The 16757-nt window shown below is 44.4% G+C and carries 18 protein-coding genes; 6 read left to right on the top strand and 12 right to left on the bottom strand.

Annotation, left to right across the window (positions count from 1 at the left end):
- Positions 1–58: 58 nt before the first annotated feature.
- The 7 genes from CHRO_RS21930 to CHRO_RS21900 all read right to left on the bottom strand — a co-directional run bounded on the left by CHRO_RS21930 (position 59) and on the right by CHRO_RS21900 (position 5763).
- Positions 59–685, bottom strand: coding sequence for an HAD family hydrolase (locus tag CHRO_RS21930; protein ID WP_015156418.1), 627 nt, complete (start codon positions 683–685; stop codon positions 59–61).
- Between the two features lie 16 nt (positions 686–701).
- Positions 702–1754, bottom strand: coding sequence for a PstS family phosphate ABC transporter substrate-binding protein (locus tag CHRO_RS21925; RefSeq protein WP_015156417.1), 1053 nt, complete (start codon positions 1752–1754; stop codon positions 702–704).
- Positions 1755–1856: 102 nt separating this feature from the next.
- The gene (locus CHRO_RS21920; RefSeq protein ID WP_015156416.1) at positions 1857–3083 is read right to left on the bottom strand and encodes a Na/Pi cotransporter family protein; all 1227 of its coding nucleotides are present in this window, start codon (positions 3081–3083) and stop codon (positions 1857–1859) included.
- A gap of 321 nt (positions 3084–3404) precedes the next feature.
- Positions 3405–3950, bottom strand: coding sequence for a hypothetical protein (locus CHRO_RS21915; RefSeq protein ID WP_015156415.1), 546 nt, complete (start codon positions 3948–3950; stop codon positions 3405–3407).
- 43 nt (positions 3951–3993) lie between these two features.
- A complete protein-coding gene (locus tag CHRO_RS21910; RefSeq protein ID WP_015156414.1) occupies positions 3994–4725 on the bottom strand; it encodes an ABC transporter ATP-binding protein in 732 nt (243 codons plus the stop codon).
- Positions 4726–4820: 95 nt separating this feature from the next.
- A complete protein-coding gene (locus tag CHRO_RS21905) occupies positions 4821–5045 on the bottom strand; it encodes a ferredoxin family protein (protein ID WP_015156413.1) in 225 nt (74 codons plus the stop codon).
- 166 nt (positions 5046–5211) lie between these two features.
- Complete coding sequence (locus tag CHRO_RS21900; protein WP_015156412.1) at positions 5212–5763, bottom strand: GNAT family N-acetyltransferase; 552 nt, start codon at positions 5761–5763, stop codon at positions 5212–5214.
- Positions 5764–6087: 324 nt separating this feature from the next.
- Here CHRO_RS21900 and CHRO_RS21895 point away from each other — a divergent pair, with 324 nt between their 5' ends.
- The 4 genes from CHRO_RS21895 (at position 6088) to CHRO_RS21880 (ending at position 9425) form a co-directional block, all read left to right on the top strand.
- Positions 6088–6723 (top strand): peroxiredoxin, encoded by a 636-nt coding sequence (locus CHRO_RS21895; protein WP_015156411.1) that lies wholly within the window; start codon positions 6088–6090, stop codon positions 6721–6723.
- A 119-nt stretch (positions 6724–6842) separates the two neighbouring features.
- Complete coding sequence (locus CHRO_RS21890) at positions 6843–7403, top strand: TRAP transporter small permease subunit (protein WP_015156410.1); 561 nt, start codon at positions 6843–6845, stop codon at positions 7401–7403.
- Positions 7387–8724 (top strand): TRAP transporter large permease, encoded by a 1338-nt coding sequence (locus CHRO_RS21885; protein WP_041463399.1) that lies wholly within the window; start codon positions 7387–7389, stop codon positions 8722–8724. The genes CHRO_RS21890 and CHRO_RS21885 overlap by 17 nt, the downstream gene beginning before the upstream one ends.
- 173 nt (positions 8725–8897) lie before the next feature.
- Positions 8898–9425: a tetratricopeptide repeat protein gene (locus CHRO_RS21880; RefSeq protein ID WP_015156408.1), complete on the top strand. Its 528-nt coding sequence runs from the start codon at positions 8898–8900 to the stop codon at positions 9423–9425.
- A 59-nt stretch (positions 9426–9484) separates the two neighbouring features.
- Here the strand turns inward: CHRO_RS21880 and CHRO_RS21875 are convergent, their stop codons facing one another.
- Entirely contained in the window at positions 9485–9610 is a 126-nt protein-coding gene (locus tag CHRO_RS21875; RefSeq protein WP_015156407.1) for a photosystem II protein Y, read from the bottom strand.
- 221 nt (positions 9611–9831) lie between these two features.
- Positions 9832–10392, bottom strand: a complete 561-nt coding sequence (locus CHRO_RS21870; RefSeq protein ID WP_015156406.1) for a gamma carbonic anhydrase family protein — start codon at positions 10390–10392, stop codon at positions 9832–9834.
- Positions 10393–10569: 177 nt separating this feature from the next.
- Here CHRO_RS21870 and CHRO_RS21865 point away from each other — a divergent pair, with 177 nt between their 5' ends.
- The gene (locus CHRO_RS21865) at positions 10570–11079 is read left to right on the top strand and encodes a TIGR02652 family protein (protein ID WP_015156405.1); all 510 of its coding nucleotides are present in this window, start codon (positions 10570–10572) and stop codon (positions 11077–11079) included.
- A 112-nt stretch (positions 11080–11191) separates the two neighbouring features.
- Positions 11192–11641 carry a VOC family protein gene (locus tag CHRO_RS21860; protein ID WP_015156404.1) on the top strand — a complete coding sequence of 150 codons (450 nt, stop codon included), beginning with the start codon at positions 11192–11194 and terminating at the stop codon, positions 11639–11641.
- Positions 11642–11644: 3 nt separating this feature from the next.
- Here CHRO_RS21860 and CHRO_RS21855 read toward each other — a convergent pair whose 3' ends face one another.
- The 3 genes from CHRO_RS21855 to CHRO_RS21845 all read right to left on the bottom strand — a co-directional run bounded on the left by CHRO_RS21855 (position 11645) and on the right by CHRO_RS21845 (position 15770).
- Complete coding sequence (locus CHRO_RS21855) at positions 11645–12865, bottom strand: aminomethyl transferase family protein (protein WP_015156403.1); 1221 nt, start codon at positions 12863–12865, stop codon at positions 11645–11647.
- 67 nt (positions 12866–12932) lie between these two features.
- A complete protein-coding gene (locus CHRO_RS21850) occupies positions 12933–14441 on the bottom strand; it encodes a pyridoxal phosphate-dependent decarboxylase family protein (protein WP_015156402.1) in 1509 nt (502 codons plus the stop codon).
- A gap of 6 nt (positions 14442–14447) precedes the next feature.
- Positions 14448–15770, bottom strand: a complete 1323-nt coding sequence (locus CHRO_RS21845; protein ID WP_015156401.1) for a diaminobutyrate--2-oxoglutarate transaminase family protein — start codon at positions 15768–15770, stop codon at positions 14448–14450.
- Positions 15771–16757 lie beyond the last annotated feature (987 nt).

The raw sequence follows: 16757 nt of genomic DNA, 5'->3' as shown, positions 1-16757 counted from the left end.
TTGAATAGCTGGTGACGGATGCTGTTTTTATTGTGACAAATCTTTACATTCTCATCTCTTAACTATCTGTAACTCCTATCTCCGCTTCTGATGTCAGCCACAGTTCCCGCACGTCGATCGCCCGCATTCCCGCACGGTGAGCAGCTTCTAAACCTGCATCGCTATCTTCATAAACGATACAATCTGTAGGCGTAACGCCCATGCGATCGGCAGCTAGCAAGAAAATATCGGGCGCGGGTTTACCCCGTTCTACATCGTTAACAGTCACGATCGCATCAAATAAAGAATATAATCCGATCGCCTTTAGGGTAGGTTCTACTACGCGAATATCGCCGCCTGAAGCTACTGCTAGGGGAACTCTACCATAGTGACTGCGGGCAACATCTGCTACTGCTTCAATTTCTACGACTTGGTGCAGTAGATCCAAGAAGTATTTTTTCCGTGCGGGATTGACAGTATTAGCGTCTAAGGCATATCCAAAAGTATGATTTACGGTTTCGATCAATTCTAACGATGACATACCTCGGCGATCGTAAAGCCATTCCTGACTGAGATCGACACCCAAAGGACGCAGCGTTGCCAACCATGCTTGAATATGAGTGGGGATAGTATGCGCTAGAGTGCCGTCACAATCAAAAATTAAAGCGCTATAAGGTGGCGTTGGTACGAGACACGTATCTTGCATACTGCGTTTGACTGACCTACAAACCCTCTTGGGCTACACCGATTATCGCACCTCTACCACCAAAATTTGTCCCCGTCATTCCCCGATTAAAACGGCTAGCTGCGGCTCTGAGGGTAATATTAGGTAGCGGCACGTCGCCCACTTGTAAGACCAAATTGGCATTATCGGGATTGAGATAGAAGTTAGTAAAAGCACTAACTTCTGGACGCGCCGCCGCTGCTTTTTTGACATATATAAATACTGGACGTGAGAGGGGTTGGTAACTACTATTGGCAATTGTTTCGGGACTTGGCTGAACGCAACCAGAGCCACTATCAATCGCTACCAGTTTCAATTTATCCTGATTTTTTAAGTAGTAAGCATAGCCAAAATAACCAAGAGCATTGGGATTAGCCGCAACTCCTTGTACTAAAGCGTCGTCGTTAGCATTTGATTTATAATCAGTGCGACTTTTACCTTCCTGCCCTACAGTTGCTAAGGTGAAGTAATCAACAGTTCCCGATTCAGCATCGGGACCGTAAAGCTGTAACGGTTGATTTGGAAAACTACCACGAACTTGGTTCCAATTATTAATCTTACCCTGAGCCGCAGGCTCCCACATTTGTCTTAATTCTCCAGTTTTAAGGCAACTGACAAAATTATTCTGGGGATTCACTACAACTGCCAAACCATCAAAGGCAATCGGTAATTCTGTATATTCAACTTTATTTTGCTGGCACAACTCCATCTCTTGCATGTTAATGGGACGAGATGCACCAGTGATATCCGTTTCTCCAGCACAGAATTTTTTGAAACCGCCACCAGTACCGGATACGCCTACATTTACTTTTACGTCTGGATTATCCTGAGTAAATGCTGCTGCCATTGCCTGAGAGATAGGGAACACCGTACTGGAACCGTCGATAACTACGCTACCCGATAATCTATTCGTGGTTATATTTCTTTGAGCTACATTTAACGCTTGGGGAAAATCCACAGCCGTATCAGTTGTTTGAGTATTCGTACAACCAAATAAGCCCAACATGAAACTCATGACACTTACAGATGCCAGTTTGTATTGCTGCAACATATTTTTTCTGATTAGCGCTGTTTGATAATTAATAATTGGTAAGTCAGTCAAGCAACAAGAGATAAAATGCTAACTTCTGACTTCCAACTTGCGACTTCTAAGTTATCTTGCTGCTTGAACTGTTTCTGGTTTCAATTTCAAGTCATTACCAGTATCGGGAATAAGCCTTTGCAAAATTTGAGCGATCGCAGGTAAGAATATCACCATTACCAACACGCCAATTCCATTGAAAAGAATCTGAGCGTTAGCCACTTGACGACCGACACCCGCACCACCAGAAAATGAAAGTACTAGTTGTACTAACAAGGGCGCAAAAATAATTCCTAAAATGGCACTAACTAAATTGAATCCGAAATGAAACGCTCCTGTGCGTAATGCCGGACGACCGCGCCCGATTGTAGCAATTAACGTATCGGCGCAAGTCCCGACTTCTGCACCTAGCATGATGGCAACTCCCGCAGGTAGGGAAATTAGACCGGAGCTTGCTAAGGTAATCACGATCGCTACGGTAGCGGAAGAAGACTGAATAATTACGGTAAATAATGCGCCAACAGCAGCACCTAAAATCGGATTATTCCCCAAGGTTTCCATCAAATCGATGAAGGGTTCGTAGGTGCGGAAAGGTTTCATCGCTTCATCGATCGCTTCTAATCCATAAAACATCAAACCAAATCCTAGCAGTACGATACCAAGATTTTTCCAGGTCTTTGTTTTCTCCAAAAATAACAATAATAACCCCGCAAACATCAGTAGGGGAATGTACTGTTCGATGTCCAAAGAAATGATTTGCGCTCCTACCGCAGTGCCGATATTTGCCCCTAAAACCACCCCCAATGATTGTACAAAAGTCAAGACTCCTGCACTCACCATCGCAATCGTCATGATGATTGTGACAGAGGAGGATTCAAGTAGCGTGGTGGCTATAGCTCCCGTAACTACACCTGCAAAGCGGTTTGTGGTGCATTTACTCAAAAAACCTCTCATCCGTTCCGTACCCATGTCCTCTAGCCCTTCGGAGAGACGGGTAACGCCATAGATAAACAGTACTAAACCTGCTAACGCACCCATACCCATTGCGAAGAAGTCTATTAACTCTTCTTTTTCCTCGGCTGCGGCTGGTTCTGGTTTAGCAGCAGGAGCCTGAGCTATTACAAATTGAGTTGAGCTATTTTCAGGTCGGAGCGGAGTTTGAGCTTGAGCGGTTGTTTGTGCGATCGGAAAGTCATGCGAGCGGTTGAAGGGAGAAGGCGCGATCGCGAGGGCTGCTACTAGCAAGCTGAGACTAAAATACTTAAGTACTCTACTCTTAATGTTTTTGAATCTATACATTTTTCTGATGGTGCAACTATACAACAAAAATATATCGATTGAATTTTTATTGCGTGTATAGAAGCCAACATTGAGTCAGATATTTTATCACTTGAAAAAGACAGAAAGCAATTTTGACGAAGATTTTTGGTTGCAATTTAGTTAAAACCAAATTAATCACGGGTTAAACCACGAAGAGTTCAATTGATACTGAGAAAGTCTCAGATTGCAACAAATAAGCTAGCTCATATTTTAAGTTAATGAGCATTAGGTAAGCAATTGGCATTTGTGAGAATGAGTCAAGCTTTTATCAGCGTTAATTTTTAAGTATCCTGGTTATCTTTATATTTCTGATTTCGTACAGGTCGGCTCAATATCAAAGCCAAGATAATAATAACTGTGCCATTTTCTAGTTCCAGTCAACGCTTGACCAGACCAAACGGTGAGATGAAGACCTTCAAAACTCGCACAAGAACGAAACGATTCTTCTATACCATCGCTATCTAAATCGCCTACTACTTTTAACCCAACTCTATGAAGTTGGTTACTTGAGGTCAAAATACCAATTGCAGGTACGCTCAGATGAGAGCGATTATTCAGTAGCGATAGCCGATAAGATTTTCCAGAGACATTGTGTGGTTTTGATATCTCACTACATTGGCGATCGCTCACTGATACAACCGTTCCACTAACTACTTTCTGTGGAACAGATAGAAGTACGAGATTGACTTGACTGCCAATATTGAGACTTGTCGCAGACGCGATGAGACAAACTAAATTTTCTTTCGCTACCACAATGCCGAGTTTTCGATCCAGCGAACCAGCCATAGCAATTTGCGAGTTGAAAGCAAGCATGAAGCCAGTAACAATTGGAAAAACTCGCTTCATTTCAATTTGAAAACTCAATTAATCTTTCGCTAACCTTGATTTTTCAATGAACCCTACCCGCACCAAGATACAATTCTGCGACTTTGGGATCGTTGAGCAACTCATTCCCAGGACCGGAAAAGCGATCGCGTCCCGTGTCTAATACATAACCCCGATGTGCCATTGCCAAAGCTCTACGAGCATTCTGTTCCACTAAGACAATTGCTGTTCCACCTTGGTTAATTTGTTGAATTTGCTCAAAGACACTCGATACCAATACGGGAGATAAGGCAGCACTCGGTTCGTCAAGTAATAATAAACTCGGTTCTAGCATCAAAGCTTTACCCATCGCGAGCATTTGACGTTCTCCCCCAGAGAGGGTTCCAGCTTTTTGCCGTCTGCGGGTGGCTAGAACCGGGAAAGTCCCATAAATTCTATCTTTTAAAGGAGCTAATGCAGTTTTGCGAATGTATGCTCCCATTTCCAAATTTTCTTCTACGCTCAAAGAGGCGAAGACGTTAGAAATTTGCGGTACATAACACATTCCCATCTGCACGATTTGATTTGACTTCAAACCAGTGATACTGCGATTTTTAAACGTAACTTTGCCTCGATGGGGGCTGAGTAATCCAAAAATCGTCTTAGCTAGAGTCGATTTTCCCGCACCGTTGGGACCAATCACCGCTACGATTTCTCCAGGAAAAATCCGAAAATTAACACCTTGGAGAATATCTAGGTCTTTGACGTACCCAGCCCAAACATCTTCAACTTCTAACAGAGGAGCAGAACTGTACATACCTCAAGGTTGGCTCTCAGCAATTAGCATTTAGCTTATCCCAGATTATGACTCAGCAAGTGCGATCGCTACCATTTACATCTGCCCTCTGCTAGCTAAGGAGTTTTCTGCAAGTCTGGTCTTTCTTCTGGGACAATCGCCCCCTCCACAGGACAAACTTGAATGCAGATGCCGCAGTCTATACAAGTCGTAAAATCGATCCAGTACCATTCTGTCCCCTGAATATTTTTCCCTGGACCTGGATGAATACATGCTACAGGACAGGCATCAACGCAATCCGCAACACCTTCGCAAACTTCAGTAACAATTGTGTGTGACATAGAGCGTTCCCTTAAAATGTTTCGATTTGCAGCGCTAATGCTTGTTTTTGTACTCTAACAAAAAATTCTGTTGTCGTTAATTTTTATTACATTCTCACTCATTTAATTTTAACGAGTAACGATTAAGTATTGTCTCTGCGACTGAAGCTGGCAATCTCTAAGATACTTAAACCAACAAAACATACACAGAATCATCTGACTGATATTCTACTCGATGTAATGTATAATAAACTACATTCAATCCGTAAATCTGGGCATCTTTCGTGTAGTGCAATCCAGCTTTCTCCATCACGCACCGGGAAGCTAAATGGTGTGGCAGCGTCAACGCTACAATTTTGTCTAATTGCACTTGCTCAAATCCGTACCTCAAACTAGCTTTTGTTGCTTCAGTTGCTAGCCCTTGATTCCAGTATGCCCGATCGAGACGGTAAAGAACTTCTACTTCATGGCTATCGGGCAAGCAGTTGAGTCCGCACTGTCCGATTAATTTATGGTTGACGCGATCGCAAATTGCCCAAACGCCAAACCCGTGTTGCTGCCAATGGTAGGTAAAGTAGTTATAGGCTGCTTGAGCTGCTTCCCTTACTTGCTCCAGCGGTACGCTCCCCTTGGGAGAGTAACGGGTATATTCTGGATCGGCAAAAATTCGCACGTAATCTTCTAAATCTCTCTCAGTAAAACACCTCAGTCGCAGTCGAGCAGTTTCAATTGCAGGCATCACTGTTTATCGCATCTCTACACATCTTGTAATATAAAAAAGCTTCTCCGAAGCGATCGCACTGTCGTAAACTAAGCTTTGCTTACTAATCAGTTATCAGTTATCAGTTATCAGTGAACAGGAGTTAGGAGTCAGGAGCCAGACTTTTCAAGTTCTTTCTCCCCCAGCCTCCCCAGCTTCCCCAGCTCCCTCAGCTCTCTTTCCCCTCACCCCCCATCATAAATTTTTCTTTAAAACAGGCAAACTCCTATCGGAAAACAGGGGTTTTATGGCAGGATCTGTATAGTAGGCGAACTATGACATTTTGACGACAGGAAAACAAAAATGGCGCTTCAACTTGGCGATACAGTACCTAACTTTACCCAGTCCTCTTCATTTGGGGATATCGATTTTTACGAATGGGCTGGTGATAGCTGGGTAGTGCTTTTCTCTCACCCTGCTGACTATACCCCTGTTTGCACGACAGAATTAGGCGAAGTCTCAAAACTGAAGCCTGAATTTGATAAGCGGAATGTAAAAGTGATTGCTTTGAGCGTTGATGATGCTGAATCTCACAAAGGTTGGATTGGCGATATCAATGAAACTCAATCCACAACCGTTGACTATCCGATTTTGGCAGATCCCGACAAAAAAGTCTCTGATTTGTATGGCATGATCCACCCGAACGCCAATGCTAAAGTTACCGTTCGTTCGGTTTTTGTGATTGACCCCGCCAAAAAATTGCGCTTGACTATCACTTACCCACCTAGCACTGGTCGTAACTTTGAAGAAATCTTGCGGGTGATCGATTCTCTGCAACTAACTGATAACTACAGCGTTGCTACGCCAGTGAACTGGAAAGATGGAGATGATGTAATTGTCGTACCTTCTATGTCAACTGAAGAGGCGAAGCAAAAATTCCCTAAAGGAATTCAGGAAGTTAAGCCATATTTACGGGTAACTCCTCAGCCCAATAAATAAATTCGAGAGTTCGAGAATTCCGATTGATGTAGAGACGTTACATGTAACGTCTCTACTAATTTATGTGCGCAGCTTATTGATAGAATGCTACATCTATCGCTTTGGAGAGGGAAAACACCTTGCAAAGCCTACTACGCATATCAAAAATCATCGACACGATGAACGAATGGATTGGACGCTTCACGGCTGGCTTCGTCCTGCTCATGGTACTCGTCGGAGTCTGGAACGTCGTCGGTCGCTATCTAGGACGGGCAGTAGGACAAAACTTGAGTTCTAACGCTTTAATTGAAGCTCAATGGTATTTATTCGATCTTGTATTTCTTTTGGGTGCTGCCTACACCCTCAAATATAACGATCACGTCCGAGTAGATATTTTCCATCGTAACTGGTCGCCCAAACTCAGAGCCTTGACCGATCTCTTAGGCACAATATTATTTCTGATTCCTTTTTGCATCATCGTGCTGGTTGTTTCTTGGGACACCATTCTTGTCTCTTGGAGAATTGGCGAAACTTCTCCCGATCCTGGTGGATTACTCCGCTACCCAATCAAAACGATGATTATCGTTAGTTTGGTGTTACTGATTTTTCAAGGGATTTCTGAAGCCATCAAAAACTTAGCTATTATCACCAATCGAATGCAGCAGGAGGAACAGAGTGATAACCCTGGAACTGGACTATGAGTGGTTGGGTCCCTTGATGTTTGCAGGGGCGCTGGTACTGCTTTCTTTCGGCTACCCAGTTGCATTTGCTTTAGGTGGAGTAGCAATTTTATTTGGCTTGCTAGGTATTAGTTTGGGTGTATTCGACCCGATTTTTCTCACGGCTATGCCTCAGCGGATTTTTGGCATCATGGCTAATTACACGCTGCTGGCAATTCCCTATTTCATCTTTCTGGGTTCGATGCTGGAAAAGTCGGGTATCGCTGAGAATCTGCTGGAAACAATGGGAATTCTCTTGGGGCGATTGCGTGGAGGTTTGGCTTTAGCAGTCGTGGTTGTGGGGGCGCTACTAGCGGCAACAACGGGTGTAGTCGCTGCAACCGTAGTAGCAATGGGTCTAATTTCCCTCCCAATCATGCTGCGATACGGTTACGATAAACGATTAGCTACTGGCGTAATTGCTGCTTCTGGGACGTTGGGACAGATTATTCCTCCTAGCGTAGTGTTAGTCGTATTAGGCGATCAGTTGGGCGTTTCCGTTGGAGATCTATTTATTGGTTCCGTCATTCCTGGTTTGATGATGGCAGGAGCATTTGCCATACACGTTGTAGTTGTAGCGTTCCTCAAGCCAGAAGTAGCCCCAGCTTTACCAGAAGATGTCAGGGCAGCAGCAGGAAAAAATTTGGGTAAACGAGTTGTACAGGTGATGATCCCGCCCTTGCTGTTGATTTTATTAGTGTTAGGTAGTATCTTCTTTGGCATTGCCACGCCAACAGAAGCAGGTGCAGTAGGATGCTTGGGCGCAATAGTACTAGCTGGTTTTAACCGTCAGTTGAGTTGGCGATCGCTCTGGCAAGTTTGCGACGTTACCCTGCGAATTACCAGCATGGTCATTTTTATTTTAATTGGCTCGACCGCTTTTAGTTTGGTATTTCGCGGCTTAAACGGCGATCGCTTCATGTTTGACGTTCTGACTAATCTACCTGGCGGCGAAATCGGCTTTTTGTTCGTCAGTATGCTGGTGGTGTTTATCCTCGGCTTTTTTATCGATTTCTTCGAGATTGCCTTTATCGTCGTACCTCTATTTGTTCCCGTAGCGCAGAAATTAGGCTTGAATCTCATTTGGTATGGCGTGGTATTGGGAGCTAACTTACAAACATCCTTTCTCACTCCGCCTTTCGGCTTTGCTCTGTTCTATCTACGGGGTGTTGCTCCCCGCGAAGTTACTACTGGAGATATTTATCGCGGTGTGGTTCCGTTTATCATCCTGCAACTACTCGTTTTATTGGCGATTATCGTCTTCCCTGGAATTGTTAGTTTTCTTCCCTCACTGATTCGCTGAACTCGTATCTGTCTGAGAGTCCGTGCGGCTAAGAATTCTATTCACTGAGGCTGAGTCTGAGGCGATCGCCTTGACTTCAAACAAGTTTAATCCAACCAAAATTACAATAACTCCACCACAGTCGCAGGATAATTAAGATAGAAACACTATTTTCATTTGAGTTATTACAGCCAATGGATAAAAATCTAGCAGCTGTCTATCTGCTAATCTTGTTAGTCCTGCTGGGCGGAACGGCACTGGCTATCTTTCGCCAAGTCTTTAAAACGCGCCGCGTTGAAGGTACTCTGGCACAACTGCAAAAAAAGTTGTCTCAAGCCCAAGGCACGGCTGAAGAGCATTACGAGTTGGGTGGAATTTATTTAGATAAAAAACTTTACACCCAGGCGATCGCCAATTTCCAAAAAGCACTCAAAGCAGCGGAGCAAGAAGAGCAAAACCCAGAAAATCTAGCTCTCATCTACAACGGCTTGGGTTATGCTTATTTTGCTCAAGACCAATACGACTTGGCAATTCGCAACTACAAAGAAGCCTTGAGATTATATCCAAGCTATACTACAGCGCTTAATAACGTCGGTCACGCCTACGAACGAAAGAACTTGACTACCCAAGCACTACAAGCTTACGAGCAAGTATTAGAGTCAGAACCAAAAAACAGTACGGCAAAACGACGGGCTGCATCTCTTCGCAAGCGGGTTGCTTAGCGAAGAATAGGGTGCGTTCAATAACGCACCCTAAGCTTTTTAACCCCCCCTCCCTCAAATTAAGCTTCTTTGTTGAAAAAGCCTTGAATTTGTCTGATTGCAGCAGGAGCAATGTTAAATAGCGCCCAGCTAGCAGCAGCGATTACTGGTAGCAGAACAAAAGCAACGCGCAGATCGATGTCCATATGTCTTCCTCTCTTAAATAGAGTTTAAAGATTTTTGAAATTTTCTCATCTTTAATTGTTAGCCGAAAACGACAAATTGACTAGTCCTTTTCAAAAGTCAAAAGTTAAAAGTCAAAAGTTAAAACAAACTGCTTCCTTGTCTCCCTAGTCTCCCTAGTCTCCCTAGTCTCCCTAGTCTCCCTTGTCCCTTGTCTCCCCCCTCTCCCTTGTCTCCCTTGTCCCTAGTCTCGGTAAAATCCTAGATCGGTTCCCTTCCCTGCATGGACGAGGGCGAGTTTTTCGTAGCGACGAGCGTGTTCGATCAATTCTGCGGCTTCGGCTTGGGAGACTTCCCGTAAAATTTTGGCAGGTACTCCGACAACAAGCGATCGCGGTGGTACATCTTTACTCACAACTGCTCCCGCTCCCACAATGCTTCCCGCTCCGACTCTAACACCATCTAAAATTACTGCGCCAATACCGATTAAACTGCCCCGCTCGACGTAAGCTGAATGCACGACCGCCCGATGTCCTACCGTAACATAATCTTCCAAAACAGTCGGTTTTCCAGGATCGCCGTGTAAGATAGCGCCATCTTGAATATTAGTACATTCACCAATTTCAATCCTTTCGACATCGCCGCGCACCACGGCTCCGTACCAAATACTCGCACCTTTTGCCAGCTTGACAGCGCCCATGACGACAGCATTAGCTGCAACAAAGGCAGCCGGGGAAAGATCGGGAATTGACCAGTAGGATTGGGCAGACACGATAGAATGTTCTATATGATGATTAAGAATCATCGTTTAGCTTAAAACCTTAAGATTCCAAATCTATAATGGTGTAGCTATTCTATACAAAAAATCGCAATGTGATAGTCTTTAGGAGGCGGTGGTGGGTCTAAAAAGCTCTAGTTGGTCGCAAAAACAGAATCGAATCAACGGCAGTGGTAGACAAGTCAGTATTCTGGTTTACGCCTCATGATCAATCCAGGCTTGCAGTACCCAATATTTGGTCCAGAAATTCCGTGTCCCCACTGTCGCCAACCGATCCCGGCGCTAACGTTGACGGATACTTATTTATGTCCGCGTCATGGGGCTTTTGAAGCCGATCCGAAAACAGGTGAATTGATTCATCTCCAGTCAGGTCGCCACTGGCGGCGTTGGAATAACGAGTGGTACAGACAACATACCCACCCAGACGGTATTAGGTTTGAAATTCACGAAGCACTGGATAGGCTGTATACACAGGGTTATCGCGCCACGCGGGTGATTATCGCTCGTCGCTATCAAGACTTAATTAGCGGTTACTTGGAGCGCAGTACCCCCTGGAAAGGGCAGTCCGACCAAACCAAACCCAGACTTTACGGCTTACCCGTAGAATTTAGCCCCGATCCTTTAGATGAACCCTGCTGGGAAGTCATTAATTTCGATCTAGAGAAAGAACCAGGAGTCCCCGTTCGCTATCCCTACTTCCGGTTATTTGAGTGAATAGGGAGTCGGGAGTCGGAAGTAGGGAGTAGGGGAAGAAAGTAGTTTTACATCCCCCTTGTCCTCTTTCCCTCGCCCCTCGCCCCTCGCCCCTCGCCCCTCGTCCCTAGTTATGCACCACGTCTCCATTCGGACTGCAAATATTCATAAAGCGATCGCCTTTTACGAGCAGTTAGGATTTACTGTGTGCGATCGCTTTACCACGGGTTACACTCTGGCTTGCTGGATGGAAGGATTAGGAGGGCGGATTGAATTAATTCAAATTCCCCAGCCGCGCCCCGCCCCAGATGCGTTTGGTGACGAGCATTACGTGGGATACTATCATCTATCTTTCGATTTGACCGATACTGCTACCGATTTACCAAGTTGGTTAACTTCTGTAAAGGATCGATTTGCCCAAGCTGCTGAAACCCAACCAGAACAGTATCAACCCTTAAAAGTCTTATTAGAACCCACGCAACAACAAATCGGCGATCGCGTTTATGAAGTCGCATTTATCGCCGATACTGATAGTTTACCCTTAGAATTTATTCGGACTTTACCCAAACTACAATCGGTCTAAGCCTCAAGCTAGCGCCAAAGTAGGAACGCTAGTTGCAGTACTACGCTTGTGGTCTGGATCGTAGAAGGGAAGAGATTTGATGCTGGTAGGGATGGTTTGCCCGTGAATTTCTACAGTCATTTTGGGGGTGAGGGAAGTTGTCGCTTGGGCGTAGTTGGACGATACACAGGCGATCGCAATATAATTTTGACCTGCGGGCGACCAACAGCCGCTCGTTACCTGACCGATTGTTTGTTCTCCTACGCGGACGGGGAACTTCGTCCGCCAAGGGGTACGCAAATCTTGTAGAAATAAAGATTGTTCGCCGTAAGTTTGATGTAAAAACTGGCGATCTAACTCCAATCCTACCAACTGTCGCTGTACCCCTTGTTCCTTTTCTTTCAGCAATGCTTCCCGACCGATGAAACTTGCCTTGCTAAAGTCTACAGTCCAAGCCAAGCTGACTTCTAGGGGAGACAATTTTTCTGCGTCGGTTTGAGCTTGACGGGAGGGAATGTAATCGTATTCGTACCAAATTAGACCAGCTTCAATTCTTGCCAAGTCCAGCGCGTAGAAACCAGCAGGCTGAATACCTTCCGAGCTTCCTGCTTCCATCAAAATATCCCACAGGGCGATCGCATCTTTAGCATCAGACCAGACTTCATAACCGAGATCGCCTGTATAACCCGTGCGGGAAATCACCACCGGGATATCGCGAATTTTTGTCTCGACGAAATTGAAATACTTTAGCCCATCTAAGTTAGTAGCAGCAACTTGATTTAGGATAGTGCGGGATTTCGGTCCTTGTAAGGGTAGGGTGTTAGTTGTCAGGGTTTTGTCTTGAATCTCGACTCGCAAGCCTGTGGCATTTGCCTGCACCCAATCTAAAGTTGGAGTATTGGTCGTCAATTGAAACGTTGTTTCGTCAAAACGATAAACTGTACCATCGTCGAGCAACTTACCCTCAGCATCGCACAGAGCTGTATACATAACTTGCCCGATTTTGCACTTATTAATATTGCGCGTAATCAAGCGATCCAGTAACAAAGCTGCATCTGCACCGCGAATGAGATAGACGTACAGTGGAAAGAAATCAAACAAAGCAGCCGTATTGCGAATTGCTAAATACTCAGGCATTATCGAGAAGTTATAAGTGTCTGCCATGATGTAACCTTCCCAAGACTGCCATTTCCGAGACTTACATAGTGCTGCGACTCTAGGATATACGGGTGTTGGTTTTAACATAGGTTTTCAGTAAGTAGTGAGTAGTGTGAAGAAGTGGCAAGTGGGGAGTGAGAGAATTTTTTGACTTTTAACTTTTAACTTTTGACTTTTGATTCCCGACTCCCGCTTCTATTGCAGGTTGGAGGAAATGGGGTGATTCGCTCAGCATTGTTCCTAGACGTTTGATTTTTTCGACGAGGGCAACTGTGCGATCGAAGGTGACTAGGGGATTAATCAGGGTAAATTTTAGATATGCCTTGCCTTGGATTTCGGTCTGACCGATGACGGCTTTACCTGTCTGTAATAAGGCTTGTTTGATGCCCAAATTTACAGCATTGGTGGAGCGATATCGAAAGACAACAGTACTCATTTCGGGGCTGACTGCTAGTTCTAGCTGCGGATCTTGCTCGATGTGTGCCGCAATTTGCTGAGTGATTTCAATGCCGCGATCGACAACGCCAGCAAAGAATTCTCGCCCGAGGGCGCGAAAGGCAATATATGGTTTGACTGCATCAAACCGACGAGTGGTCTGAATTGATTTTGTCACTAAATCGGGAATGCCTTCGTCTTCGTTATGCTCTGGATTTAGGTAAGCAACATTCAGCCGCATCAACTCAAAGCGAGATTTATCTTTGAGTAAGAACAGACTACAGGGAATCGGTTGATAGAAGAGTTTGTGAAAATCGATCGTGATAGAATCTGCTTGGTGAATGCCAGCTAGTTTCTGGCGATGGCGATCGCTGAGCATTAACGCTCCACCATAGGCAGCATCGACGTGCAACCAAGTGTTGTGTTCGTGGGCGATCGCAGTCATTTCGGCGATCGGGTCGATACTACCAAAATCTGTCGTCCCAGCTGTTGCGACAATGCAAATTGGAATCAAATCTTGGCGATCGATATCTTCTAAGCACTGCACCAAATGTTGAGAACAGAGGCGATAGTTCTTGTCAACTTTGACGCGCACGACTGCATTCATCCCTAAGCCTAAAATCGCTGCCGATTGTTGAACGCTAAAGTGTGCTACCTCCGAACAGAGAATCCGAAATCGCCCTGCTAAGTTTGGCAACCCGTGCAGCTGACTTGTAAATCCACGTTGCTGCAAAGCATAATCCCGCGCTAGCATCAACGCCATAAAATTTGACTGCGTGCCACCACTGGTAAGAGTGCCATCAGCGTTGGCATCGTAACCATACAACTGACACATAAAGTTAATCAAATTCTGCTCTAGTAGCGTCGCTGCACCGCTCTGATCCCAAGAGTCCATCGACTGATTAAATGCCGAGATCAGCATTTCTGCTGCTAGAGAGGGAATTAACACGGGGCAGTGCAAGTGAGCCACGCAATCGGGATGATGTACGGCGATCGAATGGCTGAAGATCGCCTCTACAGCTTCTTGTAAAACTTGCTGAGTCGGGATTCCTTGCTCTGGCAGAATCTTTTGAGTGAGAAACTCGCTGAGAGTTGCGGGAGATAAGCCACTGAAAACTCGTTCTTGCTGGCTCAGGCAGTCCTGAATTAACTTCTGAGTTTGCTGTACAGTTTGAGCGTATTGGGCTAAGCTTTCAGGATTGTGATTGAGAAAATGCTGTAAGTCCATTTTTGATTAAATGTTCTCCTGGGCAACAGCTGCAACTGCATCTCGGAAAATTTGACAGACATCATCAATCTGTGGTGCTTCGATAATCAAAGGTGGTAGAAAGCGCACGACGCTGGAATTACGACCACCTAGTTCGATAATTAAACCGCGATCGAGACACTCAGCTTGAAGTTGGCGACCCAGGTGTCTGACTTGTGCGGATAGTTCTACTCCCACCATTAGCCCCCGTCCCCGCACGTCGGCAATCAAGTGGGAAAATTCGGCTTGGATTTGCCATAACTGCATCTGAAAATGCATCCCCATTTGCTCAACATAGCTAGCGAGTTGATTTTCACGGATGTAGCGAATGGTGGCGAGTCCAGTCGCCATTGCAAGTTGATTGCCTCGGAAAGTGCCTGCGTGTGCGCCTGGTTGCCAAACATCTAATTCATCTTTGTAAAGAATGACTGCTAGCGGTAAGCTACCCCCAACTGCTTTGGATAGAACGATAACATCAGGTATGATTCCAGAACGTTCAAAGGCGTAAAGCGTCCCCGTTCTACCTAGACCAGTTTGAACTTCATCCGCAATTAAGGGAATGTTTCGTTCTCGCGTAATTCTGCGTACCTCTCGCACCCAAGCGTCCGGTGCTGGAATTACACCACCTTCACCTTGAACGATTTCCATGACTAAACCAGCTAGGGGAAGAATGCCACCCTCTGGATCGCCCAAGGTTGTCTCTAGGTATTGGCTACACTGTTGATAATCTTGCTCGCAGTCGCCCGTACCGATAGGATAGCGATGATGATAAGGGTAGGGGAAGAAATGAACATCTGGCATTAACCCTGGAACTTGCATTTTGGGACCTAAACTTCCCATCAGTGCCAAAGAACCGTGAGTCATGCCGTGGTAGCCACCGCGAAAAGCACCAACTGCCCGTCTACCTGTTGCCGTTTTGACTAACTTGAGTGCAGCTTCAACGGCATCGGAACCGGAGGGACCGCAGAATTGAATTTTGGCATTTTTGCTAAATTCTGCTGGCAAGGACTCGAATAACTCGGAAACAAACTCATCCTTAATTGGCGTGATCAGATCCAATGTCTGCATGGGCAGATCGTTATTGAGTGCGTCGTAGATTGCTTGCTTGACAGCTGGGTGGTTGTGTCCTAGAGGTAATGCACCCGCGCAAGCTAAGCAGTCGATGTATGTTTTGCCATCTACGTCTTTAACGTAAATGCCCTTAGCTTCTGATATTGCTAACCCCAAGTTTCGAGCGTATGTTCGCGCGTTTGATTCGCGGCGAGCTTGCCTTTCTAAAATGGGAGTCGATCGCTTAATAATAGTTACCATGAATAGTCCTGAGTAATTTGTGAATGAGTTAAGTCAAGAGAAATAACATAGCTTGCAATGCACAGAACTCGCTTGAGATAGCTACGTTATAAGAGCTATACCAGAGCTAAAGAAGTCATCTGAACATGTTTAATCCTACTGAGTTGAGTACAAGAAACTATTTCTACAGCTCTTAGCTGTCAAAGATATTTTTTTTCACCATGCCTTTTACCTATGTTTGGCAAAACTTCAAACTGGAGATATCTCATGCACTACTTCAAAATAGTTGAATTCAGATGAAAAGCCAGGCATATAGCTTTCTAAAATCACTGAATATATATCGATAGGAAATGAAGGATAGCAGATGATTTCTACATATATTTATCAGGTTTTTACTCAATACATAATATAGATATTCAAGCAACAAAGAGTCACTTGTTTTCGATCTTATTTATGTTATTTGAGTTGACCGAGTTTAGAATTTCTTATCGCAAAGATTTAAACTCGTTATGATTCGATAATTTCATTATTTCTTAAGATTGTCAACTAGTATTTTCCGCAAGAAATAAAAATACTCAATGTGTTTTTTTTTACTTAGAACTTAGTAAGTGTAATCACTAGGATATATCTAGCGTAAGCAAATAAAGTATTATCTCATACAGGTTCGTACACTTACTCCTCTATATAATACAAGTGAATTTGAAAAACAACTATTGAATAAATAAAGACTGTGCAGCAATCGTATCTATTTATGCATTACAAAGCTAATGCACATAATCCATGTTTAACAATGCTACAAACTGTTAGGTTTATGGACGCAGCGATAATACGAAAATTAAGCTTTCTGTCTCTATTTTAGATAAAAAAATATTTAGATAAATTCATTCATACCCTTTTCAGGTTACCCGATTAGAATGCAGCTATTATAACCCAGTTAGTTCAAATTTAATGTTTTGTATAAAGCATTATTTAAATCTTTAAGTAGGTTAAAAGTTATTGCGTGAAACT

Origin of the sequence: Chroococcidiopsis thermalis PCC 7203 (assembly GCF_000317125.1) — a bacterium.
Classification (GTDB): domain Bacteria; phylum Cyanobacteriota; class Cyanobacteriia; order Cyanobacteriales; family Chroococcidiopsidaceae; genus Chroococcidiopsis; species Chroococcidiopsis thermalis.
This window is presented reverse-complemented; position numbering and strand designations above follow the sequence as displayed.